Origin of the sequence: Ignatzschineria larvae DSM 13226 (assembly GCF_038500265.1) — a bacterium.
Taxonomy (GTDB): domain Bacteria; phylum Pseudomonadota; class Gammaproteobacteria; order Cardiobacteriales; family Wohlfahrtiimonadaceae; genus Ignatzschineria; species Ignatzschineria larvae.
Genome location: NZ_CP150637.1, coordinates 2,158,429 through 2,180,486 on the forward strand (window position 1 = coordinate 2,158,429; position 22,058 = coordinate 2,180,486).

Consider the following 22,058-nt stretch of genomic DNA (forward strand, 5'->3'; position numbering starts at 1 on the left):
ACTATAAATGCCGGCGCATCGGTTGCAAGAAGTAAGGAGGCTGTTCTATCCGGCATCTTGCAAGCGTTATTTAGTAAGATTTTAATAAATAAAACAAGATTAAAAGGAATGATTCACGATGCATATTGAATTTAACCGCCAAACACTCAATTTAAATGAACCCAAAATTATGGGTATTTTAAACTTAACGCCGAACTCTTTTTCAGATGGTGGCGATTATTACGACCCTGAACGAGCCTTAACGCGTGCTTACGAGATGATTGAGGAAGGCGCGGATATTCTCGATATTGGTGCTGAATCCACCAATCCTAAAGCAAGCCCGATTAGCAGTACTGAAGAGATTAAACGTTTATTGCCGATCATTCGTAAGCTCAAGCAATCTCTCTCAATCCCGCTCTCTATCGATACGTTTCGCGCCGAGACAATGAGAGTAATGATCGATGAGGGCGTTGATATTATCAACGATGTTACGGCACTGAGCGATCCTAACTCGATAGCGTATATTCAGCAATCAGACGTTGCGGTGATTTTGATGCATATGTTAGGGGATCACACGAAGATGCATATTACCGGCAATTATGAAGCTGAAGGGGGCGTAACACGCTCGGTCAAAAAACGCTTAGCTGAACGAATCGACCTTTGCCTACAACACGATATCTCGCCCAAACGCATTATCCTTGATCCTGGCTTTGGATTTGATAAGTCGCCGGAAGAGCAACTGCAACTACTTCATCAATTAGGGGAACTGACCCAATCGCCCTACCCTTATCTTGTAGGTGTATCCCGCAAACGTTTTATCGGTACCATTACCGGCGTGACAGAAGCGAAAGAGCGTCTTGCCGGCAATCTTGCCATTGCTCTTTGGTCTATTGAGAAAGGGGCAAAAATTCTACGGGTTCACGATGTGAAAGCCACTAAAGAAGCGTTCTTAATGTGGCAAGCAATGCAAAGTGCACAGATTCCCACTCGATAATCTTCATTGCGATAGTCCTCGGACTTAAAAGGGCTCATTACAATGAGTATTTACGATGAGAATCTATAGTAAGATCGGTTCAAAATAAGCTTATTTAAATGCCGGTGCATCGGTTGTTAGAAATAAGGAAGCTGTTCTATCCGGCATCTTGCAAGTGTTGTTTAATAAGGTTTTATATTCTTTTGAAAATCCGATACTGACAGCTAAAAACCATTCTTCTTAAACCAAATTTACTATAGTACAAAACGCGAATACAAGATTTTAGTGATAAATAGAATCTTGCCCTAGTTAAAATGTAGCAATTAATTTCTATCCTATTCCCATATTGATGTCACTTTTTCGGTATAATATTCCCCTTATTACAAATCGAACACGTCATCGGCGTGTTTCACTTCTTCGAGTCAAAGCAGATAATTATGATTGAATTTCAAGGTTTAACCGTTCGAATGAATGCCAATGTCCTCATTGATGGATTTAGCTTCTCCGTGACCCCTAAAATGCGGGTTGGATTAGTGGGCAAAAATGGTACCGGCAAAACAACGCTCTTTAATACAATTTTAGGTCGATTAGAGCCCGATAAAGGGGATATTCAAATTCCTAAATCTGCGGTCATGGCTGAAGTGGCGCAAGAAGTTACTAATACCGAGTTGACCGCTTTTGAGTATATTTTAAGTGGCGATGCCGAATTGGTGGCGCTTCGTGCGGAAGAGGAAGAAGCGCTCATCGCCGAAGATGGCATGAAGATCAGTGAAATTCATCAACGTTTAGCGCAGATCGATGGTTATCGGGCTGATAGCCGCGCTTATCAACTCTTAGCAGGTTTAGGCTTTAAGCAGGAAGATTACCATAAAAAGGTGAAAGCATTTTCCGGGGGGTGGCGGATGCGCCTTAATATCGGTAAAGCCTTAATGTGTCGCTCTGACATTCTTCTACTCGATGAACCGACCAACCATTTGGACTTTGAAACCGTTGTTTGGGTCGAAGATTGGCTCAAACAGTATCAAGGAATCTTGATCGTGATCTCCCATGACCGTGATTTCCTCGATAATATCTGTACCCATATCATTCATCTCTATCAGCAGAAAGCCACCGTTTATACCGGAAACTATACCGGATTCCTACGCTTAAAAGCAGAAAAATTAGCACATCAACAAGCCCAATTTGAGAAAAACGAGCGCACGAAAGCACACTTACAAAAATTCGTCGATCGTTTTAGTGCCAAAGCGACAAAAGCGAAACAAGCTCAAAGTCGTGTGAAAGCATTGGAAAAACTTGAAGATATTGCACCCGTTATGGCAGAAAATGAGTTTACCTTTAATTTCCAAACACCCGATCGCTTACCCGATCCGCTTATTCGCCTCGATGAAGTAAGCTTTAGTTATGATGGAATTCACAATATTCTCGAAACTATCGATCTGACGATTACCCCCGAAACTCGTTTAGGGGTTTTAGGACGCAATGGCGAGGGGAAATCCACCCTGATAAAACTCATTGCCGGCGAGAATAAGCCCACTGCCGGGCAAATTATCGCTTCAGAGCATCTTAGAGTTGGTTATTTTTCACAGCATCAGGTGGAATATCTCAATCTTGATGCTGATGCTATTTGGCATTTGACCCAATTAGATAGCACGCTCTCTACTCAAGAAGCCCGTAATTTCTTAGGTTCTTTTGGTTTTCATGGCGACAAAGTGATTGAGAAGATCGCCCCTTTCTCAGGGGGTGAAAAAGCCCGTTTAGCATTGGCGATGATTGTCTTTCAAAAACCCAATCTGCTACTACTCGATGAACCTACGAACCATTTAGATATTGAGATGCGTGAAGCGATTGCGATGGCGCTACAATCTTTTGAGGGCGGCGTTTTAATGGTATCCCATGATGCGTCACTTCTTGAGCTCTGCTGTGATCAATTTATTTTAGTCGCTCATAAAACCTTGAAAGAATTTAAAGGGGATCTTAACGATTATCGACAATATTTGATTGAACAAAATCGACAAATCCAACGAGAAGAGCGCCAAAATAAGAAAGGGGATCGTATTGAGAAAGAACCCGAACCCATTATCGAAACACCGAAAGAAGTGGTACAACTCGATCGGGAAACCCGGAAAGAGCTACAAGCAGAGTTACGCCGTTTAACGAAAAATGCTGAACAGGCAGAGAAAAATATCGCAAAGCTCACCACAGATATTGAGAAGATTGACCAAATCTTAGGGGATCCCACAACATACGATAGTAAAAGCCCCGATGAGATCCAAAAGCTCAATGAAGAGAAACTGCAATTAGAAGAGAAACTCGAAGCGACAGAAGAGCAATGGATTATCGATTCTGAAAGAGTCGAAGCACTCACAGAACAATTGGCACAGTAATGCGTTCATTAGATTACTCTTAATTAGATTACTCTTAATTAGATTACTCTTAATTAGATTACTCTTAATTAGATTACTCTTAATTAGATTACTCTTAATTAGATCACGCTTAAACGGATCACTTTTAATCCGATCATAATACAGACGAATGGCGCTCCTTATAATTTATAAGGGGCTTGTATTTTGCAGACTCTATATTTTGTAAATTCTATTTTAATCAGAATTCCTATTTATAGTAAGATCGGTTCAAAATAAGCTCATTTAAATGCCGGTACATCGGCTGATCAAAGCGAGGAAGCTATTCCTATCCGGCATCTTGCAAGTGTTCTTTAGTAGGGTTTCCTGTTCTATTTAACGTTCCATATTACCTGCTTACACACCACTTTTCTTAAACCCAATTTACTATATAAACCAATGGTCTACTATTATATTGAAGTGACCCCATAAACTTAGAGTTTTAAAATAACCTATGAACTTGATATAGATCACCTTTATCATTTTTCGAAAATGATTATTTTCATCAATAGCACATTGTTTTCAACAAAAATAATATTATCTTCAAAGCAATTAAACTAAAACAGATTAATCTCCTTATAACTTATTGTAATCAATAGTTATCTATAACAAACTATCATCTATTTCACCTCTTCTCTTCACCTCTGTCTCCTAAACTCCCTTTTAAAATTATCGATCTCTCTTTAATAATCATATTTACAATTCTATAAAAATATTTATATATTAATGCTATATTTGTATTAATAATGAATTATATATTTCTATTAATTCATCAAATATCGTTATCTACGTCATTAATTCGATCATTTATAGGGAGAATTTTCCATGAAACGTTACGACCCTACGCGCCGTAAATTCATACAGACAGCGGCAGTGGCAACATCCTCCGTCTGCCTATTACCGTCAATGGCTCTCGCCGACAAAACCCAATCTAAAGGAGAGGGTTATCAACCCCAATATTTCACTCCTGAAGAATGGCAATTTATTGTGGCTATTACAGATCAACTTATCCCTGAAGATGAACTCGGCGGTGGTGCAACCGCCGCTGGCGTTCCGGAGTTCATTGATCGGCAAATGATGACCGAATTTGGTAAAGGGGAACTCTTCTATATGCATCCCCCTTACTATATCCATTCAGCACCCACTTTAGGTTATCAAGAACAATACCCACCAAATGAGCTTTACCGACATGCTATTGCCCAAATTGAGCAATATATATCGCAGAAATATCAGAAAAAATTCCATGAGCTCCCAAGCGAGACACAAATCGCAGTAATGGAGAGTATGGAGGCCGGTAAAATCCCATTAGAGGGTATCTCCTCTTCCGCAACATTCTTTAACCTTCTCTGGAAAAATACCCAAGAAGGTTTCCTTTCTGACCCTAAATATGGGGGTAACAAAGAGATGATTGGCTGGAAACTCGTGGGCTTCCCTGGGGCTCGTGCTGATTTTATGGATTTTGTCGATAAACCCGGCGAACCCTACCCCTATGGTCCTGTTGATATTGCTGGTAAACGAGGTTAATGAATATGTTAAATAGAACACCTGATAAAATTATGCCTAAAAAAGATGTGGTTGTCGTCGGCCTTGGTTGGACAGGCGCTATTATGTCTAAAGAGCTTGCCGACGCAGGCTTAGAGGTTGTAGCACTTGAGCGAGGAGAACATCGGCCCACATCTGAAGCAGCACCTTATCCTAGCGTGGCTGATGAATTAGCTTATGTGAAGCGCTTTAAGCTCTTCCAACGAATGAAAAATAACACCGTTACCATTCGCTATAAAATCGGTGAAACTGCCGTTCCTTACAGAGAGCTTGGTTCTTTCTATTTAGGGACAGGCGTAGGAGGATGCGGGTTTCATTGGAATGGAATGACTTGGCGGGCATTAAGGGAAGATCTTAAAATTCGTACAATGTATAGCGAGAAATATGGCGCTGACTTCATTCCAGATGAGATGACAATTCAAGATTATCCCTTCACCTATGAGGAGCTCGAGCCTCATTTCACAATGTTTGAAGATGTCTGCGGAACATCTGGACAAGCAGGGAATATTAAGGGGAAAATCATCCAGGGCGGCAATCCTTTTGAGGCGCCACGAAGTGGTAATTACCCCAATCCCCCGCTTAAAACACTTTATGGTGGCTCGCTTTTCAAGCAAGCCGCTGAAAAATTAGGGCTACATCCATTTCCATTACCGGCGTCCAACGCTTCAAAGCCTTACACTAATCCTTATGGTGTCCGATTAGGGCCTTGTAATTACTGTGGTTACTGTGAGGATTTTGGTTGCTATATGTATTCTAAAGCAAGCCCTCAAGCTTGTATTCTTCCTGCCTTAATCCCTATGCCTAACTTTGAGTTTAGGACTCAAAGTGAAGTAATCCAGGTTAATACCGATAATTCTGGCAAAAAAGCCACAGGCGTGACGTATGTAGATGCCGATGGTCAATTGATCTTCCAACCCGCTGAAATGGTATTACTCTGCGCATTCCAGGTGCATAACGTTAAGTTGTTGCTTGTTTCACAAATTGGGAAACCATATAACCCTCAAACGGGAGATGGTGTTGTCGGTAAAAACTTTGCCTATCAATATTACACAAGCGCATCTATCTATCTAAAAGAGGGAGCAGTAAATAACCCATTTATCGGAGCCGGTGCTGCAGGCACCGTTATTGATGATTTTAATGGTCTAAATTTCAACCATAGAGAAGGGAATTTTATTGGTGGTGCTTATATTTCAGCCACGAATACTGGTGGACGTCCAATCAGTCAAGTAGGAACAGCTCCTGGCACACCACGTTGGGGTAAGGGGTGGAAACAGGGTAAAAAAAGTGCGTATCAACGTTCAATGGGAATTAGTGCAGAAGGCTCTGTTATGTCCTATCGTAATGCCTATATTGATCTTGATCCGAACTATAAAGATGCCTGGGGCTTACCATTAGCGAGAATGACCTTTAATTGGCATGATAATGAATTCCGTCAAGGTGCCTATATGAAAGCGCAAATGGAGAAGATTTGCCAAGCAATGGATGATGTAGAGTCCTATCAAGTATCTGCGACCTCGGGCAATTGGGATACTCGCGTTTATCAATCAACCCATATTACAGGGGGTGCTATTACCGGCGACTCCCCTAGCAATAGTGTTGTCAATAAGTATATGCAATCGTGGGATGTGCCTAATCTCTTCGTCTATGGCGCTTGCGCATTCCCACAAAACATGGCCTATAATCCGACGGGTTTGATTGGGGCGATGACCTATCTCTCAGCACAAGAGATTAAAAATCGTTACCTTAAAAATCCAGGTCCACTAGTCAAATAAGGAGATACAACAATGAGAATTCGATCAATTATCTATACGATTCTTTTAGTGATTGTGGCTCTAATTATTATCACTATAGTGACTTTAAGTTTCTACCGTGGCACTACATCGCAGCTAATGCCTACTACACAAAATGAGAAAGAGCTAGTCCAGAAAGGGGAATACCTTGCTCGACTTGGAGATTGTACCTCTTGCCATACGAGTGACCCACAACTACCCTTTGCAGGAGGCGTACCTTTTGAAATTCCAATCGGAACCATTTATGCGCCCAATATTACGCCAGATCCTGAGTATGGTATTGGTAACTACTCATTACGGGACTTTGATAATGCCGTTCGGCATGGGATCCGTAAAGATGGCGACACCCTCTATCCGGCGATGCCTTACCCTGATTATGCCGTTATCAATGATGAAGATGTCGAAGCACTTTATGCATACTTTATGCATGGTGTACAGCCATTAGCGATTCCTAATAAATCAGAATCCATTATGTGGCCTCTCTCGATGCGCTGGCCTCTAACCGCTTGGCGTATACTATATAGCCCTGAGGTTAAAGCTTTTAATGCCTCAAAATATCCTGATGCTACCACCGCTCGGGGCGCTTATTTAGTGCAAGGATTAGGTCACTGCGGTAGCTGTCATACACCAAGAGGTTGGGCTATGAATGAAAAAGCTTACGATGATACCAGCTTACTCTATCTATCAGGGAGCAATGCGCCGATCGATGGTTGGATGCCCATTAACTTGCGAGGAGATGATCTTACAGGCTTAGGTAGAATCGATCAGGAGAATCTTAAGATGCTACTTTGGAGTGGACGTAGTGATCATAATGCCGTCTTTGGTGGCATGAGAGAAGTCGTGGATAACTCTCTACAATATGCTACAGAAACAGATATCAATGCTATTGCACATTACCTTAAATCGCTTGCGCCTGCTAACCCTAAAAATCCCCCCTTTGTGTATGATGACGCAACTCATAAAGCCCTTGCAAGTGGGAATGATTCACAGCGAGGAGCAGCAATCTATCTAGATTCTTGCGCGGCTTGCCATAGAACAGATGGTTTAGGTTATGACGCGGTATTCCCTGCCTTAGCCGGTAACCCTGCTGTTCAGGCAGATAATCCTATTTCACTCATTCATATCGTCTCACAAGGCAGTACACTGCAAGGAACCCAACATGCAGTCACTACTTATGTTATGCCCGATGAATTGGGAATTCGTCTTAATGCGCAAGATATTGCTGATGTTTTAACTTTTATCCGTACAAGTTGGGGAAATCAAGGTAAAGCAGTCTCTTTAGAAGAGGTGCAGGATGCACTTAGTCAATAAGCTCTTTAAGCATAGGATGAATCATTTAAAGGGCTACCTAGTGATAGCGATCAATTAATAAATCATTTTTTAAATCATTTTCTATTAAAATTTAAAAGCTCTATTGAGGTGAATTACTTATATTAATAGCCACCCATTAGAGCTTTTATAATATTTTTTACAAAAATTTATACTTTTAATTTATTTCATTTATAATGCCTATTAGTTTTTTTATTTTTAAATTCTATAAATTATATTTTCATTTCTGATAATACAAATTATCTATCAAATTAATGCAGATAATCGAGTATAGGTAACTAAAATGCGTAAAACCTCTACGAAAATTCTACGCCGAGGGAGCCTGATTCTACTCTCCCTCTTAATTCTTTCCGGATGCGATCTCGCTCTTTTTAACCCGAAAGGGGAGATTGCCACCTACGAAATGTGGCTCTTAATTGCAAGTGCTGTGGTAATGCTCATCGTGATTATTCCCTGCATTATCATGGCGATCGTCTTTCCTTGGTGGTATCGCAAATCGAATCAAAAAGCAAAATATCAACCCAATTGGCGCGAATCTAGCACACTAGAAAAATGGATGTGGGGGATTCCGATCGTCATTACGGCGGTATTAGCCTTTATTGTGATTCAGAGTACCATTGACCTCAATCCTAAAAAGCCGATCAAATCTGACAAGAAAGAATTAGTGGTTGAAGTCATCTCTATGGATTGGCAATGGCTCTTTATCTATCCTGAAGAGGGAATTGCGACCATTAACGAGCTCTATTTACCGGTAGATCGCCCACTCAAATTCCGCCTTACTTCCCAAACGGTGATGAATGCTTTCTTTGTTCCTCAGTTAGGCACACAACTAGATGTGATGTCTGGCATGGAAAATGTGCTTCATCTTATCGTGAATGAACCAGGCGAGTTTCAAGGTGCCTCTTATGGTTTTAGTGGCGCAGGTTACTCTGATATGAAATTCCCTGTGATCGCCGTTCCTGAAGATCAATTTGATGCTTGGGTCGCAAAGTTACAATCGAATGATCAAAACCCGCTTACTTGGGCGAAGTATCAAGAAATGGTGGCGGCACTCCCGATTAACGCGCCCATTCAATATTTCCACCCTATAGATAAAGGAATCTATCTACGTGTCATTAGTCAATTCTTAGATCTCAAAGAGGTTGAAGAGCATATGAAACATGAGATGGAATCCCACCATTATTCCTACTAAACAGCCCTTCACAAAAGGAACTAAAAATGTTTGGACGATTAACTCTCGATAGTATTCCATGGAGCCATCCTATTCCGCTTGCGGCATTTGGTTTCATTATTCTGATTATCCTTGTTGTACTCGCCACAATCACCTTCACCCGGCGTTGGAAATGGCTTTGGACTAATTGGCTGACAACCACAGATCATAAACGAATCGGCATCATCTACATTATTGTGGCCATTATTATGCTACTTCGCGGATTCTCTGATGCGATTATGATGCGCTCCCAAATGGCACTCGCTTCAACAGGTGATCGCGTCGGCTACTTACCACCTGAACACTATGATCAGATCTTCTCTGCCCATGGTGTCATTATGATCTTCTTTATGGCGATGCCATTTATCATCGGCCTTATGAACGTGGTGATTCCTCTACAATTAGGTCGTCGAGATGTGGCATTCCCTGTGTTGAATGCGGTAAGTGTCTGGCTAACGGTTGCAGGTGCGATTCTCATTAACCTTTCTCTTGGAATCGGTGAGTTTGCTAAAACAGGTTGGGTAGCCTATGCGCCACTCTCTGAAAGCCTCTATAGCCCGAGTGTTGGAGTTGACTACTATATTTGGAGTATTCAGATATCAGGGCTCGGGACAACCCTAGCAGCGCTTAATATGTTTGTCACGATTCTTCGGGTTCGTGCGCCGGGTATGAAAATGTTTCAGATGCCTCTCTTTACTTGGGCAAGCTTCTGTACTTCAATCCTCATTCTTGCGACTTTCCCGATTCTAACGGCCACAATGTTACTCTTAGGGTTAGACCGAATTTTAGGCTTTGAGATCTTTACTAATAGCTTAGGGGGCGGTAGTCAGATGATGTATGTCAACCTCATCTGGGCTTGGGGACATCCTGAAGTCTATATTCTGATTCTCCCTGTATTTGGTATCTTCTCTGAAGTGGTTTCCACCTTTAGTCGAAAATATCTCTTTGGTTATAAAGCATTGGTTTGGGCCATTATTGCCATCCTCTTTATGTCCTTAACGGTATGGCTACATCACTTCTTCACGATGGGTGCGGGTGTGAGCGTCAATACCTTCTTCGGAATTACCACAATGCTCATCGCGATTCCGACAGGGGTGAAAGTCTTTAACTGGCTCTTTACTATTTATCGTGGTGAAGTTGTCATGGAACCACCGATGCTCTGGGCCGTTGGCTTCTTAGTACTCTTTGTACTAGGGGGAATGACCGGTGTTATGCTCGCTATTCCTGGTGTGAACTACTCTGTTCATAATACGATGTTTGTTGTAGCGCATTTCCATAATACCATTATCGGCGGCGTAGTCTTTGGCGTCATGGCCGGTTATAACTACTGGTTCCCGAAAGCCTTTGGTTTTAAACTCAACCGTAACTGGGGAATTGCCTCCTTCTATCTCTGGTTCTTTGGTTTCCTCTTTGCCTTCATTCCGCTCTATATCCTAGGCTTTGATGGTATGCCGCGTCGTATTAGTCAAAATATTGATTATCGTTATGGACCGATGTTAGTCATTGCCCTCTTTGGCGCTATTATGATTCTCTTTGGCATTATCACAATGCTCGTTCAACTCTTTGTGAGTATTCATCAACGAGAAGCACTCAAAGATGAGACAGGAGATCCTTGGAATGGCCGAACACTCGAGTGGTCGATTCCTTCTCCACCCCCTGTTTATAACTTTGCAGCGATTCCTAAAGTCGATGCCATTGATACATTCTGGGAAGAGAAGCAACAAGGTACTGCTTATAGTAAAGATCGGCAGTATGAAGATATCTATGTTCCAAAACATACCGCGCTTGGCTTTGTCTCTGGCGGCATATTAGCAGGATTAACCGCTTTCTGCTTAGTCTGGAGTATCTGGTGGCTTGCCATTATCTTCTTAGCAGCTGCGATTATCTTCTGGATTATCGAAAGCTTTAGAGAACATGAAGAGGTATTAATCCCGAAAGAAGAGGTTGAAAAAGCCGATCAAGCCTTTTTACAACGGGTTGAACAATATCAATTAACACAAGGAGAACACTAATGACAACAACGACATTAGAACACTCTGACATCAAGCGCCTTCAAGAGGAAGAGAGTGCCAATAATAAGATTTTTGGATTCTGGATCTACATTATGGCGGATTCCATTATCTTCGGAACTTTCTTCGCGGTATTTGTGGTGCTCATTCGTAACACCATGGATGGGCATACACCACAAACACTCTTTGACCTTGGTAATGCCTTTGCCGAGACTATTGCGCTCTTAACCAGTAGCTTAACTTGTGGCTTAGCAATGCTCGCACTCAAAAAAGGCTACGTCAAACGGGCTATTTGGCTCTTGATCGTCACCTTTATTTTTGGAGGTATCTTCTTAACCTTAGAGGTCAAAGAGTTTATTGGCTTTATTGATATCGGTGCAACGCCTCAAAGTAGTGGTTTTCTCTCAGGCTTTTTCTCATTAGTTGGCCTTCATGGCGCGCATCTATCGATTGGAATGGTCTGGATGTTAGTCATGATGTTTCAGTTAGCTTTCAAAGGCTCGACACTTGAAACGAGAACCCGCCTGAAACTCTTTAGTCTCTTTTGGCATTTCCTAGATATTATCTGGATCTGTATCTTCTCAATCGTCTACTTAATGGGGGTATCGCTATGAGTATCAATAATATCGATCAGGTAGAGCTTCAGCCAAAAATAGATCGAGATGATATGGATCTTAAAGCCCATAAACATGAGCTTTGGGATTACCTTATCGGCTATGGGTTCTCGATTATCTTAACCCTGATCTCATTTGCGGTAGTGGTTTACCTCAGACATATTGCTTCTATTGGTGTTATTGCTTCAATTCTAGCCGTATGTGCTGTAACACAAGTCTTTGTACAACTCGTCTATTTCTTACATATTAAACGTAATGAAAATGGCGGTTGGAACTTAGCTGCACTCCTCTTCACTGCAGTAATTCTACTGATGGTTATTGGAGGATCTGGGTGGGTCATGTATTACTTACATATGAATATGATGCCAGAATTGCCGATCTAATCTATACATCATTAATATGATGTAACGGATCTACGTAATCCCCTTAAAGTTTGCAAAAATACCTTAAGGGGATTTTCCCATCTTTCACTGATCATCATTCGGAGCGGTACTTGTTGTGGCAAAACCCATTATGCAATCTTACTTAAAATTGATAAAACACGGCATTATTCTTGGAAATCTTGTCCCCGTAATTGCTGGGTTTTGTTTAGGATTATCGTTAACCCATACAAGTGATGTGATACTGCTACTTTGGACACTGCTCGGCTTAAGCTTGGTGATTGCTTCTGCCACGATCATCAACAATATTATTGATCAAGATATTGATCAAAAGATGACTCGTACACAAAATCGACCGCTCATTAATGGTGATATCAAACTCTCTCAGGCCATTATTTTAGCTATTTTGAGTGGCTTATGCGGATTTATGATCCTCTATTATAAGGTCAATCTCATTGCCGGGAATTTGGCACTCATTGGCTTTATTGATTATGTATTACTCTACTCCCTTATCTTTAAACGTCACTCATCGTATAGTATTTTGATTGGCAGTATCTCCGGCGCTATTCCCCCTTTAGTCGGGTATGTTGCCGTCTCCGAGCAACTTGATCTTACCATGCTCTATCTCTTTATCATCTTCTCCTCTTGGCAAGTCATTCACTCCTATGCCATCGCGCTCTATCGCCGGGAAGATTATCAAAAAGCGAATATTCCGATGCCACCGCTTTTTATGACTCGTAATCGAATCCAACAACAGATGCTCGGTTATACGTTTATCATGTTCGTGGCAGTATTATTGCTGATCTTTACTACTTTTTATTTCATCATTCCACAGATGGGCGCGATTATTATTATGGTTTATTGGCTTGGTAGCATTATTGCTCCAATTCGCCGATCAACAGAAGGTTGGGGAAAAGAGCAATTTTTAAATTCTCTTTGGGTCATTATGGCGCTCTGCTTCTTTAGTATGATTGATCGTGGAATGCTCTTTTGGCTCTAAGAGTCTCTAACTAATTCTATAACTCTCTACTAAACTGATATTCCCCGTTATCTCTAATTCTTCATAACAGATGTTATTTTGTGCTAGGATAAAATTACCTTGAATACATTACTAAGAGCCAAATACACAAAAAAGACACCACAATAAGAGAGGAGAGAATATGAATATCTTAATTACCGGCGCATCATCTGGCTTTGGTCTAGAAGCATCCCGTCTATTCATTCAGCATGGGCATACCGTCATTGGCCTTGCTCGCCGACATGATCGTTTAATGACACTAAAAGCTGAATTAGGGGATAATTTCTATCCTTTAATGGCAGATATGCAAGATTTAGCATCGATTAAACAAGGGATTGATAACCTCCCTGAGCCCTTTGACCAGATCGATGTCCTTATCAATAATGCGGGTTTAGCACTTAATTTGTCCCCTGCTTTTGAGGCAGATTTTGCCGATTGGCAAACGATGATCGATGTGAATATTCGCGGATTAAGTTATATTACTCACCTGATTCTTCCACAGATGGTTAAGCGTAATGATGGCTACATTATTAATGTCAGCTCCACTGCCGGCACTTACCCCTATTATGGCTCGAACATCTATGGGCCAACGAAAGCCTTTATCACCAGTTTTTCACTTAACTTACGGGCTGATTTAGTGGGGAAAAATATTCGTGTTACTAATGTAGAACCAGGGCTTTGTGGCGAAACAGAGTTTTCTAATGTCCGCTTTAAAGGCGACGATGCGAAAGCCGAAGCTGTTTATGCGGATGTCGATGCCGTTACCGGAAAAGAGATTGCAGATATTCTCTACTGGCTCACGACACAGCCTAAGCATCTCAATGTGAATCGTATTGAAATTATGCCGACCATGCAGACCTTTGCGGGCTTGAAAGTCGTGAAACAATCTGAATCTTCTTCATAATAGACAACACATAATACGATCGTGCAGCTTTGAAGTTTTAATGCTTTAAAATTGTGTATGCTTTATCTCAAAAATAATCTCTCAACAAAAGCTTTCGAGAAATTATTGGTGATCTAATATTAGAGTGGATAAGAGACCTGAATAAGAGATTTTATTGACCTAATTTATACTTCTACAAGCCATTCATCATGACACAGACTATAAAACCTGAATCATACGACACAACCACGAATTCTGAACCCTTAATTTTCCCCATTATTGATCTTCATTGTGATGCGTTAATGAAGCTCTCTGATGGTAAGGGGAAGCTCTCCTTTACCGATGGAGAATCCCTCGATATTAATTTTAAGAAATTGAAAATAGGCAATGTAAAGCTTCAAGCCTTTGCCATCTTCGTCTATCCATCAATGCCGTCAAATAATCAATTTCAAGAAGTATTAGATCAAATTCATTATTTCTATACAGAAGTGTTGGCTAAACATCCTGAAATGAAACTCATCCGAAAATGGTCTGAGTTAAGCGAATTAAAAGAAGGTGAGATTGGCGCAATTTTAACACTTGAAGGTGTTGATCCCATTGGTAATGATCTCCACAAATTGACCATCCTCTATCAATTAGGGGTTCGTTCTATTGGGCTGACTTGGAATAGTGGTAATCTCGCTGCCGATGGCGTTGCTGAGGCTCGAGGTGCAGGCTTAAGTCGCTTTGGAAAACAGATCGTTGAATGGTGTAATCATCATCAAGTATTTGTCGATGTCTCCCACCTACACCCATCAGGATTTTGGGATGTCATGGAGTTAGCCCAATATCCTATTGCAAGCCACTCCAATAGTAAGGTCATTTGTGATCACCGCCGCAATTTAGATGATGCACAAATTAAGGCGATGATTGAGCGGGATGCCATGATTCATATTGTCTTCTGTCCTGCCTTTGTTAAAGAAGGTGGAAAAGCAACTATTAAAGATCTTATTAGGCATATTGATCATATTGTTGCATTAGGAGGGCAAAAAAATATTGGATTAGGCTCCGACTTTGATGGCATTGAATCAAAAGTTGAGCAACTAGAAGATGCCTCTATGTATCACAATCTCATTACATCACTACAGACTCATTATAGTAATGAAGAAATTGCTGATTTTACGCATCGGAATTTTGAATATTTTTGCCAAAAAAGGTTAAGCACACTAAGCGCAAAAATAAAGCCTTTTCAATAAAAAAGGCTTTATAAGCTTATAGAGAGATTCAAGAGGATTCATATCTACTTTGTGAGCCTACCGAGCGTTAATTCACTTACTAGATCCTGACCACTCAAACATCACTTATTTTAATTCTTGATATTCATCGCCCATCATTTGACGATGTTCTTTAAAGCTCACACGACCTTCACGTCCTTGATTAGCACGCTCAAAACTATCTCTCAATTCTGGTGTTACATGATCAGCATAAATATTTTCTTGATAATTAGAATCATCCTCAGTATATAACTCCCCCAACATATAACGAACACCTAAAGTAAACTCTGTAGAAGAGATTTTCGCTTTCATTTTTTGGTTTTGTGTCCCAAATCGACTCACTCCAGTATCAGCTTTCCCCATATCAACATATCGGAACCCTAAATCGATATGCGTATTATCAATGGGTTTAAAAGAGACTCCAGCGCCAAGCGACCAAGCGAAATTACCATTACTACTAGTATTGAAACTATAAGCTTCACTATTTTGATAACCCGAAGATTTTAATCGTGCATAACCCACACCGGCCGTACCATAAATAGAAAACAGATCATTAACAGGATACGTAAGATAACCATTAAGCATGATCCGTTGTCCCTTAACCTTATGATAGTTCATATCTAAACCTTGGGAAGAGGTAAACTCATTTTTCTTAGGCAGCACATACTCAAAACCCAATCGGAATAAGTCATTAAACTGATAACCAACACCTAAAGAACCCGTTACAAAGCTTTTACTATTCTTATGAACTGTAAATGTACTGTCTTGGAGTTGAGGAGAATTATGCATATCTTTTGCTTTCTTTTTGGCCGCAATGATATCAGCACCTACATAAAATCCCTTGGTGATATCAGTTTCTGCATTTGAAACTGCCCCTAATAGTAATGTAGCAGCTAGTAAGGCTCGGATTTTCATATTACCTTTTCCCTGTATAAGAAGTTGTTGGTTGCTATTATAAACTGAATACTCTAATTATTGTAATATCTAGGGGCTGTTGAACATTGCAGTTCAAAATAAAAAAAGCGAGCGGTAGAATATTATCGTCAAAAAAAACCTACCTCTCGCTATGTCTCGAACCATGCTTACAGATAAACTATGGCTGAAACTGAAGCCTATTCTCCTAGATTTGAATATCTATGACAAACCAAATTTAAGAAATATCGTTGAGGGTATTCTATTTAGAATGAGAACAGGTGTTCCTTGGAGGGATATTCCTGAGCAATTTGGGCGACCTAATACTATTTTTAAAACTTTTAGTCGTTGGTCTAAAAATAACAAGCTCTTGAAATTATTTAAAAAACTATCACAAGATGTTGACTATGAATGGCTGTTTATAGATGCAACTCACATTAGAGCTCACCAGCATAGCACAGGAGCAACCGCAGATAATCCTCAAGCAATATCTAAAAGTGTTGGTGGAAATAGTTCAAAAATTCATATGATCGTAGATGCTTGCGGTAATCCCTGTGAATTTATCGTAACAGATGGAACGACCCACGATATCAAGGTCGCTCCAGAGCTACTTAGCAGGGTTCATTTAAATACGACAGATTACGTTAGTGCAGATAAAGGTTATGATTCTGAGAGTTTTAGAGAAGATATTATAAATCAAGGAGCTAAAGCTATTATTCCTAAAAAGAGGAATACTCTTACGAATAATAATCATATGGACTGGCATATTTATAAAACTCGGCATTTAGTGGAGAATGCATTTGCAAGGCTGAAACATTTTAGAAGTATAGCAACAAGATATGACAAGCTAAAACAACATTATGAAAACAACGTTGCTTTAGCTTGTGCCTATATTTGGCTGAAGTTATGAATGTTCAACAGCCCCTATTCACTTACATTTATATTATTAATTTTCGACCTAACTTTAAAAGGTTACTTAAATACCACAGTATTACCTATTTTTCATCAACTATTGTAAAGTAAGGCTAAGATTGTCTCAGAAAAAGCACTCGATTCGAGACATGGGTCAAAATAGTATAAGGAATTGTTCCTGCCCATCGTGCAACATGTTCAATAGGAATATCTCTTCCAAAGACTTCTACAAAAAGATCCCAATTTTCAGGAGGAACTGCACGCAAATCAATCATCATCATATCCATCGCAGGTCTGCCTATGATAGGTGCTTTGAATCCATTTACTAAAACATATGCTTCTTCACTGACCTCCCGAGGATAGCCATCTGCATAGCCACAAGCAATCACACCAATCGACATTGTTTCTGGCGCAATAAACTTAGCACCGTAGCCAACGCTTTCTCCTGCCTGAATTTCCATTGTATGAATAATCTTCGATTCTAAATATAAAAGTGGTTGTAAATCAAAATCTTTTCCAATAGTACCATCGATCGGCGATACTCCATAGAGTGAAATACCCATTCTGATAAGATGATAGTGAGTATCAGAAGCTGTTAAAATAGCAGCAGAATTCGCTAATGAGAGAGGATACCCAAGGGTTGTAAGCGGTTTCATACGCTCAACTTGCTGTAAAAATAGCGAAGAATCTTTTTCATCAGATGTTGCGAAATGTGTCATCAAGGTTATTTGTCGAACGACTCGGATATGCTTTAAGGCTGCTAATATCGAAAGAACCTCATCAGGTTTAAAACCTAAGCGATGCATTCCTGTATCTACCTTTACAAATACGTCTATAGGTAATGAGAGTTGAGCTTTTTTGAGCATCTCTAATTGCCGCACATTACTAATAGTAATCCAATATCCGGCTTTAGCTGCAATTTCATACTCAGATTGAGAAAAGAGCCCTTCTAATAAGAGTATAGGTAGCTGGCAACCGTGGGATCTAATCACATCAGCTTCTTCCCGCATGGCAACTGCTAAGCAATCTACGGATCGCGACAAAATAGGCAGAAGATTTTCCACACGATGCCCATAGGCGTTAGCCTTTACGACAGCACAATAACGACTATGGGGAGATTTAGATTTTAAAACAGCTAAATTGTTACGTAGTGCCGTTTCAGAGAAATATGCAATCAAAGGTCTCATAATTACCTATATGTTTTATCTTATCGGTCAACTCCATCGACATAGAGTAGCCATGACAAATAACATTCAAGGATTATTTCAATCGATCAGAAATCGGAGATCTTATATCACAAATCCTAACTGAGAATTCATAGCACTCTATGCATCCTGAAATAAGATACCACCATTTGCTTTTTGTAGTGCGATAAATTGTGCTGTCCAATCACCCGCTGTGATTTGTAAAATCGCATGATGCGTTAACAATTTATTGCTAAGCGCCTGTAATTTTGGGAAATCCGCCAATAAATCTTCAGCACCTAATGAGAGAAGCACATCTTGACGAATAAAAAATGGTGCTAAAACAACATCTACCGCCGTCATACTTTCACCACTGAAGTAGGTACGGCCACAACGCGCTTCAAGAATCGCTAATTTATCCCGCATCAACGTCATCTGAGCATTAACTTCATCCCTGTTAGTTGCTCGCATGCAAAGATGCTGCGGCCCATAAAGCTCTCCGGCAACCCCTGCCCATGCTCGTTGCAATGCTCTCTTAGCAGGTAATTTAGCATAGATAGAAGGTACCTTATTGAGTTCCTCAATATATTCAACAATCGCCATAGACTCAAAAAGTACTTCCCCTGTTGTGACTTTCATCACCGGTACTTTTCCAAGAGGTGACCACTCTTTAAACCATTCCGGGAGCTCTGCATGAGGATCTAGCCAGATGGATTCAAAATCAACCGCTTTCTCATTTAAAGTAATTAAAACTCTTTGCACATAAGGACAAAAGGGATACCCCACAACTTGGTAACTCATACATTCTCCACTAACAATTGTTATCGAACAGCAACTCTAATTAAAATAAAGCACAACGATAGGTAAATAGCTTTATTTAGTCTATCATATTAGATGATAAATAAGGCCGATTATACAAACTTCTATTACAATTCCAATAGATCTCTTTAAAAATATTGACCTTACATATATTTAACTTAGGTATATTTATATCTTATCTATATCTTATCTATACCTTACCTATATCATATTCATTGATGACAGATTTACTACGGAGGTGTTTCATGTCAATTTCCCTAAGCCGATTACGCGTTGAGGGCCAAGATGCGGCCACGTTTTTACAAGGGCAAATTACAGCAGATATTCACCATCTTAACTTTCTTTTGCCTTGCCAAAACCATGAGAGAACTACCGGGCTTGCGGCGCTCTGTAATCGCCAAGGTCGCGTGATTACCCTCTTTTGGATTATCAAAACAGACAGTGGTTTTAATCTTCTTCTCCCATCGGCTCTTGCGGAAAAAGTCGCACAATATCTCAAAATTTTTATCTTTAGAGCAAAAGTGACTCTAACTATTGAAGATGTAACAGAAGCAGATCTTATAACACTGCCCTCTGAACTCATTATTCCTTGGATTACAGAAAGCAACAGCGAAGCTTATGTGCCACAAATGTTAAGCCTTGATATTCTTGGTGCTATTAGCTTTAAAAAAGGGTGTTATACCGGACAAGAGATTGTGGCACGGATGCAATATCTCGGAAAACACAAGCGTAGACTCGCACTCATTGAAGTTTCATCACAAGATGCCCTCACAATCAACGGAAAACTGATCGCTGCATCAGGGATAGATGCCGGGGATATTGTCTATTTTGATAGAGATAAGGCACTTGTTGTTCTTAGACTTTCTGAACAGAATAAACCACTCACTTTAGCTGATCATCCCGAGATTTCGGTATCATTACGTCATATCTGGCATGAGGCGAATGAAACAGATACTCTTGATCATCAAGAAGATGACCATGAAGAGAATGATGAAAATTAGATCCATTAGCTATTAATGAAACGCTATATTCTCTAATCTTAACCGAATCAGGAAATCGATCAAATAACATTGAACAAGATTATTTGTATCTTGTCATATCAAGATGATGGAGATTACGCTAGAGTATTAATTACCCCATAGATTAATTGACCCATAGCATTAGGAAGGAGATAGCAAATTATGGCAAAGCATATTGGAATCTTAACTGCCGGCGGCGATTGCCAAGGCCTGAATGCCGCACTTCGTGGTATTACCCTCTCTGCACTCAGAGAAGGATGGAAAGTGACCGGCATTCATGATGGTTTTGTCGGTCTTGCCGAGAAATCCCACAGTGAATTAACATTCAAAGATGTCTATGATATTGCCGGAACAGGCGGCACCATTCTTGGAACCGGTCGTGGTGGTGGTCGTGCTCGCAATACAGAAGAAGCCGTTCAAGCGTGTGTCGAGAGCTTTCATGAAATAGGGTTAGATGCACTGATCTGCTTAGGAGGCGATGGTACACAAAGATTCTCCTCTTATCTTCACGAAGCTGGGATTCCGGTCGTCACACTCCCTAAGACGATCGACAATGATATTGCCCATACAGATGTGACCTTTGGCTACGATACTGCCGTTCATGTCTCTTCAATGGCGCTAGATCGCCTCCGTACTACTGCAGATTCCCATCATCGTTTGATGATTTTAGAAGTCATGGGACGAGATGCCGGTTGGTTAGCTGCCGGTGCCGCATTAGCTGGATCTGCCGATATTTGTCTAATTCCCGAAATTCCCTACTCACTTGAAGCGATTGTCTCTTATATCAGAGAAAATATTCGCAATCGCCGCTCTGCACTGTTAGTAGTTGCGGAAGGAGCCATTTCACAAGAGAATTATCGATTAGGTTTAACCCCGAAAAAACATGTAGAAGCGATAAAACTTGTGGATAGTATTCCTGAATTAACTGGCATGCAATCTCGTTTAACAACCTTAGGTTACGTCAGCCGTGGAGGATCCCCTACGGCAACTGACCGTATCTTTGCAACGCAATGTGGTACTAAAGCAATTGAGTTCGTCAAGGAAGGACGATTCGGTGTCATGGTCGCAGAGCAAGGTCGTGTCCTTGTGCCGGTTCCGATTGAAGAGGTTGCCGGTAATCCTCGTCTTCTACCAGTAGATCACCCATTAATTGAGACGATGAAAGCGACCAATATCTGTATGGGTATCTAAATTCAGATGATTGATTTTCTATTGATTTAGGTCTATTGACCGAAGAAACTCAAGGGGAAAAAACTAGGATGTTATCGGAAAAACTGATACCATCCTATTCTTGTTTATTTGAAATGTATCAGAAGGTAATTAAGAGAGAGTATTATGAAGAAAATTATTAATACCGATCATGCGCCTGCAGCGGTAGGCCCTTATTCACAAGGTAATGCATTAGGTAACCTTGTCTTCACATCCGGCCAATTACCCTTAAATCCTGAAACCATGAAGTTTCCTGAAGGTGGCATTAAAGAGCAAGCAGCTCAAGCGCTCGAGAATCTCAAGGCGATTTTGCAAGCGGCCGATGCAGATCTTTCAACTGTTCTAAAAGTCACTTGTTATCTTGATGATATCAATGATTTTGCCGATTTTAATGAAGTCTATACCGACTTTTTCGGGACAGAAAATGCACCTGCGCGCTCTTGCTTTGAAGTAGGAGCATTACCAATGGGTGCACTCGTTGAAATCGAAGCAATTGCTTACCGTAAAGAAGATTAATCTTATCTAAATTAGGGAATCTATCAGTGATGCGCTTGATATTGTAATCATATGATGGATATCACCACATTAAAACATTCTTCAAATGTTAAAGCTGATTTGAAAAAC

Annotated in this window: 20 protein-coding genes; 16 read left to right on the forward strand and 4 right to left on the reverse strand. The window is 40.5% G+C overall.

Annotated elements, in window-relative coordinates:
* Positions 1-118: 118 nt before the first annotated feature.
* Both folP and WMO13_RS08925 read left to right on the forward strand, forming a co-directional pair.
* Positions 119-973, forward strand: coding sequence for a dihydropteroate synthase (folP, locus tag WMO13_RS08920; RefSeq protein WP_026879129.1), 855 nt, complete (start codon positions 119-121; stop codon positions 971-973).
* 416 nt (positions 974-1,389) lie between these two features.
* Positions 1,390-3,336, forward strand: a complete 1,947-nt coding sequence (locus WMO13_RS08925; protein WP_026879128.1) for an ABC-F family ATP-binding cassette domain-containing protein — start codon at positions 1,390-1,392, stop codon at positions 3,334-3,336.
* On the opposite strand, the gene WMO13_RS10680 is transcribed toward WMO13_RS08925, so the two are convergent.
* Positions 3,250-3,501, reverse strand: a complete 252-nt coding sequence (locus tag WMO13_RS10680; protein WP_084331502.1) for a pentapeptide repeat-containing protein — start codon at positions 3,499-3,501, stop codon at positions 3,250-3,252. The two genes, WMO13_RS08925 and WMO13_RS10680, sit on opposite strands and share 87 nt — an antisense overlap.
* A 675-nt stretch (positions 3,502-4,176) precedes the next feature.
* Between WMO13_RS10680 and WMO13_RS08930 the strand changes: the two genes are divergently transcribed.
* From WMO13_RS08930 to WMO13_RS08975, 10 genes are all read left to right on the forward strand, one after another.
* Complete coding sequence (locus WMO13_RS08930; RefSeq protein ID WP_026879127.1) at positions 4,177-4,875, forward strand: gluconate 2-dehydrogenase subunit 3 family protein; 699 nt, start codon at positions 4,177-4,179, stop codon at positions 4,873-4,875.
* A 5-nt stretch (positions 4,876-4,880) separates the two neighbouring features.
* A complete protein-coding gene (locus WMO13_RS08935; protein ID WP_156923275.1) occupies positions 4,881-6,665 on the forward strand; it encodes a GMC family oxidoreductase in 1,785 nt (594 codons plus the stop codon).
* Between the two features lie 12 nt (positions 6,666-6,677).
* On the forward strand, positions 6,678-7,994 hold the full coding sequence (locus tag WMO13_RS08940; RefSeq protein WP_034855858.1) for a c-type cytochrome: 1,317 nt from the start codon (positions 6,678-6,680) through the stop codon (positions 7,992-7,994).
* A gap of 301 nt (positions 7,995-8,295) precedes the next feature.
* Complete coding sequence (gene cyoA / locus WMO13_RS08945) at positions 8,296-9,204, forward strand: ubiquinol oxidase subunit II (protein ID WP_026879125.1); 909 nt, start codon at positions 8,296-8,298, stop codon at positions 9,202-9,204.
* Positions 9,205-9,230: 26 nt separating this feature from the next.
* Positions 9,231-11,234: a cbb3-type cytochrome c oxidase subunit I gene (locus WMO13_RS08950; protein ID WP_026879124.1), complete on the forward strand. Its 2,004-nt coding sequence runs from the start codon at positions 9,231-9,233 to the stop codon at positions 11,232-11,234.
* Positions 11,234-11,845: a cytochrome (ubi)quinol oxidase subunit III gene (locus WMO13_RS08955; protein WP_034855856.1), complete on the forward strand. Its 612-nt coding sequence runs from the start codon at positions 11,234-11,236 to the stop codon at positions 11,843-11,845. Before WMO13_RS08950 ends, WMO13_RS08955 begins: the two co-directional genes overlap by 1 nt.
* Positions 11,842-12,228, forward strand: coding sequence for a cytochrome o ubiquinol oxidase subunit IV (gene cyoD / locus WMO13_RS08960; protein WP_245601163.1), 387 nt, complete (start codon positions 11,842-11,844; stop codon positions 12,226-12,228). The genes WMO13_RS08955 and cyoD overlap by 4 nt, the downstream gene beginning before the upstream one ends.
* A gap of 115 nt (positions 12,229-12,343) precedes the next feature.
* Positions 12,344-13,225 carry a heme o synthase gene (gene cyoE / locus WMO13_RS08965; RefSeq protein WP_245601162.1) on the forward strand — a complete coding sequence of 294 codons (882 nt, stop codon included), beginning with the start codon at positions 12,344-12,346 and terminating at the stop codon, positions 13,223-13,225.
* Between the two features lie 160 nt (positions 13,226-13,385).
* Positions 13,386-14,147 carry an SDR family NAD(P)-dependent oxidoreductase gene (locus WMO13_RS08970; RefSeq protein WP_026879120.1) on the forward strand — a complete coding sequence of 254 codons (762 nt, stop codon included), beginning with the start codon at positions 13,386-13,388 and terminating at the stop codon, positions 14,145-14,147.
* Between the two features lie 188 nt (positions 14,148-14,335).
* On the forward strand, positions 14,336-15,361 hold the full coding sequence (locus tag WMO13_RS08975; RefSeq protein ID WP_084331501.1) for a dipeptidase: 1,026 nt from the start codon (positions 14,336-14,338) through the stop codon (positions 15,359-15,361).
* 105 nt (positions 15,362-15,466) lie between these two features.
* Here WMO13_RS08975 and WMO13_RS08980 read toward each other — a convergent pair whose 3' ends face one another.
* On the reverse strand, positions 15,467-16,294 hold the full coding sequence (locus tag WMO13_RS08980) for an outer membrane protein (protein WP_051396256.1): 828 nt from the start codon (positions 16,292-16,294) through the stop codon (positions 15,467-15,469).
* 151 nt (positions 16,295-16,445) lie between these two features.
* Between WMO13_RS08980 and WMO13_RS08985 the strand changes: the two genes are divergently transcribed.
* The gene (locus WMO13_RS08985; protein WP_342386815.1) at positions 16,446-17,201 is read left to right on the forward strand and encodes an IS5 family transposase; all 756 of its coding nucleotides are present in this window, start codon (positions 16,446-16,448) and stop codon (positions 17,199-17,201) included.
* Positions 17,202-17,316: 115 nt separating this feature from the next.
* On the opposite strand, the gene alr is transcribed toward WMO13_RS08985, so the two are convergent.
* On the reverse strand, positions 17,317-18,390 hold the full coding sequence (gene alr / locus WMO13_RS08990) for an alanine racemase (RefSeq protein ID WP_026878802.1): 1,074 nt from the start codon (positions 18,388-18,390) through the stop codon (positions 17,317-17,319).
* 138 nt (positions 18,391-18,528) lie between these two features.
* The gene (locus WMO13_RS08995) at positions 18,529-19,188 is read right to left on the reverse strand and encodes a glutathione S-transferase family protein (RefSeq protein WP_051396199.1); all 660 of its coding nucleotides are present in this window, start codon (positions 19,186-19,188) and stop codon (positions 18,529-18,531) included.
* 263 nt (positions 19,189-19,451) lie between these two features.
* Between WMO13_RS08995 and WMO13_RS09000 the strand changes: the two genes are divergently transcribed.
* The 3 genes from WMO13_RS09000 to WMO13_RS09010 all read left to right on the forward strand — a co-directional run bounded on the left by WMO13_RS09000 (position 19,452) and on the right by WMO13_RS09010 (position 21,950).
* Positions 19,452-20,207 carry a YgfZ/GcvT domain-containing protein gene (locus WMO13_RS09000; protein WP_051396200.1) on the forward strand — a complete coding sequence of 252 codons (756 nt, stop codon included), beginning with the start codon at positions 19,452-19,454 and terminating at the stop codon, positions 20,205-20,207.
* Between the two features lie 180 nt (positions 20,208-20,387).
* The gene (locus tag WMO13_RS09005; protein ID WP_026878803.1) at positions 20,388-21,416 is read left to right on the forward strand and encodes a 6-phosphofructokinase; all 1,029 of its coding nucleotides are present in this window, start codon (positions 20,388-20,390) and stop codon (positions 21,414-21,416) included.
* 144 nt (positions 21,417-21,560) lie between these two features.
* On the forward strand, positions 21,561-21,950 hold the full coding sequence (locus WMO13_RS09010; protein ID WP_026878804.1) for a RidA family protein: 390 nt from the start codon (positions 21,561-21,563) through the stop codon (positions 21,948-21,950).
* Positions 21,951-22,058: the final 108 nt, after the last annotated feature.

Excerpts from the sequence above, each read along its gene's own strand:
- folP (WP_026879129.1), top strand. The coding sequence starts at position 119 with ATGCATATTGAATTTAACCGCCAAACACTCAATTTAAATGAACCCAAA.
- WMO13_RS08970 (WP_026879120.1), top strand. The coding sequence starts at position 13,386 with ATGAATATCTTAATTACCGGCGCATCATCTGGCTTTGGTCTAGAAGCA.
- WMO13_RS08950 (WP_026879124.1), top strand. The coding sequence starts at position 9,231 with ATGTTTGGACGATTAACTCTCGATAGTATTCCATGGAGCCATCCTATT.
- WMO13_RS08975 (WP_084331501.1), top strand. The coding sequence starts at position 14,336 with ATGACACAGACTATAAAACCTGAATCATACGACACAACCACGAATTCT.
- WMO13_RS08980 (WP_051396256.1), bottom strand. The coding sequence starts at position 16,294 with ATGAAAATCCGAGCCTTACTAGCTGCTACATTACTATTAGGGGCAGTT.
- WMO13_RS08925 (WP_026879128.1), top strand. The coding sequence starts at position 1,390 with ATGATTGAATTTCAAGGTTTAACCGTTCGAATGAATGCCAATGTCCTC.
- WMO13_RS08995 (WP_051396199.1), bottom strand. The coding sequence starts at position 19,188 with ATGAGTTACCAAGTTGTGGGGTATCCCTTTTGTCCTTATGTGCAAAGA.
- WMO13_RS08930 (WP_026879127.1), top strand. The coding sequence starts at position 4,177 with ATGAAACGTTACGACCCTACGCGCCGTAAATTCATACAGACAGCGGCA.
- cyoD (WP_245601163.1), top strand. The coding sequence starts at position 11,842 with ATGAGTATCAATAATATCGATCAGGTAGAGCTTCAGCCAAAAATAGAT.
- WMO13_RS08985 (WP_342386815.1), top strand. The coding sequence starts at position 16,446 with ATGTCTCGAACCATGCTTACAGATAAACTATGGCTGAAACTGAAGCCT.
- WMO13_RS09010 (WP_026878804.1), top strand. The coding sequence starts at position 21,561 with ATGAAGAAAATTATTAATACCGATCATGCGCCTGCAGCGGTAGGCCCT.
- alr (WP_026878802.1), bottom strand. The coding sequence starts at position 18,390 with ATGAGACCTTTGATTGCATATTTCTCTGAAACGGCACTACGTAACAAT.
- WMO13_RS09000 (WP_051396200.1), top strand. The coding sequence starts at position 19,452 with ATGTCAATTTCCCTAAGCCGATTACGCGTTGAGGGCCAAGATGCGGCC.
- WMO13_RS08955 (WP_034855856.1), top strand. The coding sequence starts at position 11,234 with ATGACAACAACGACATTAGAACACTCTGACATCAAGCGCCTTCAAGAG.
- WMO13_RS09005 (WP_026878803.1), top strand. The coding sequence starts at position 20,388 with ATGGCAAAGCATATTGGAATCTTAACTGCCGGCGGCGATTGCCAAGGC.
- WMO13_RS08940 (WP_034855858.1), top strand. The coding sequence starts at position 6,678 with ATGAGAATTCGATCAATTATCTATACGATTCTTTTAGTGATTGTGGCT.
- cyoA (WP_026879125.1), top strand. The coding sequence starts at position 8,296 with ATGCGTAAAACCTCTACGAAAATTCTACGCCGAGGGAGCCTGATTCTA.
- WMO13_RS08935 (WP_156923275.1), top strand. The coding sequence starts at position 4,881 with ATGTTAAATAGAACACCTGATAAAATTATGCCTAAAAAAGATGTGGTT.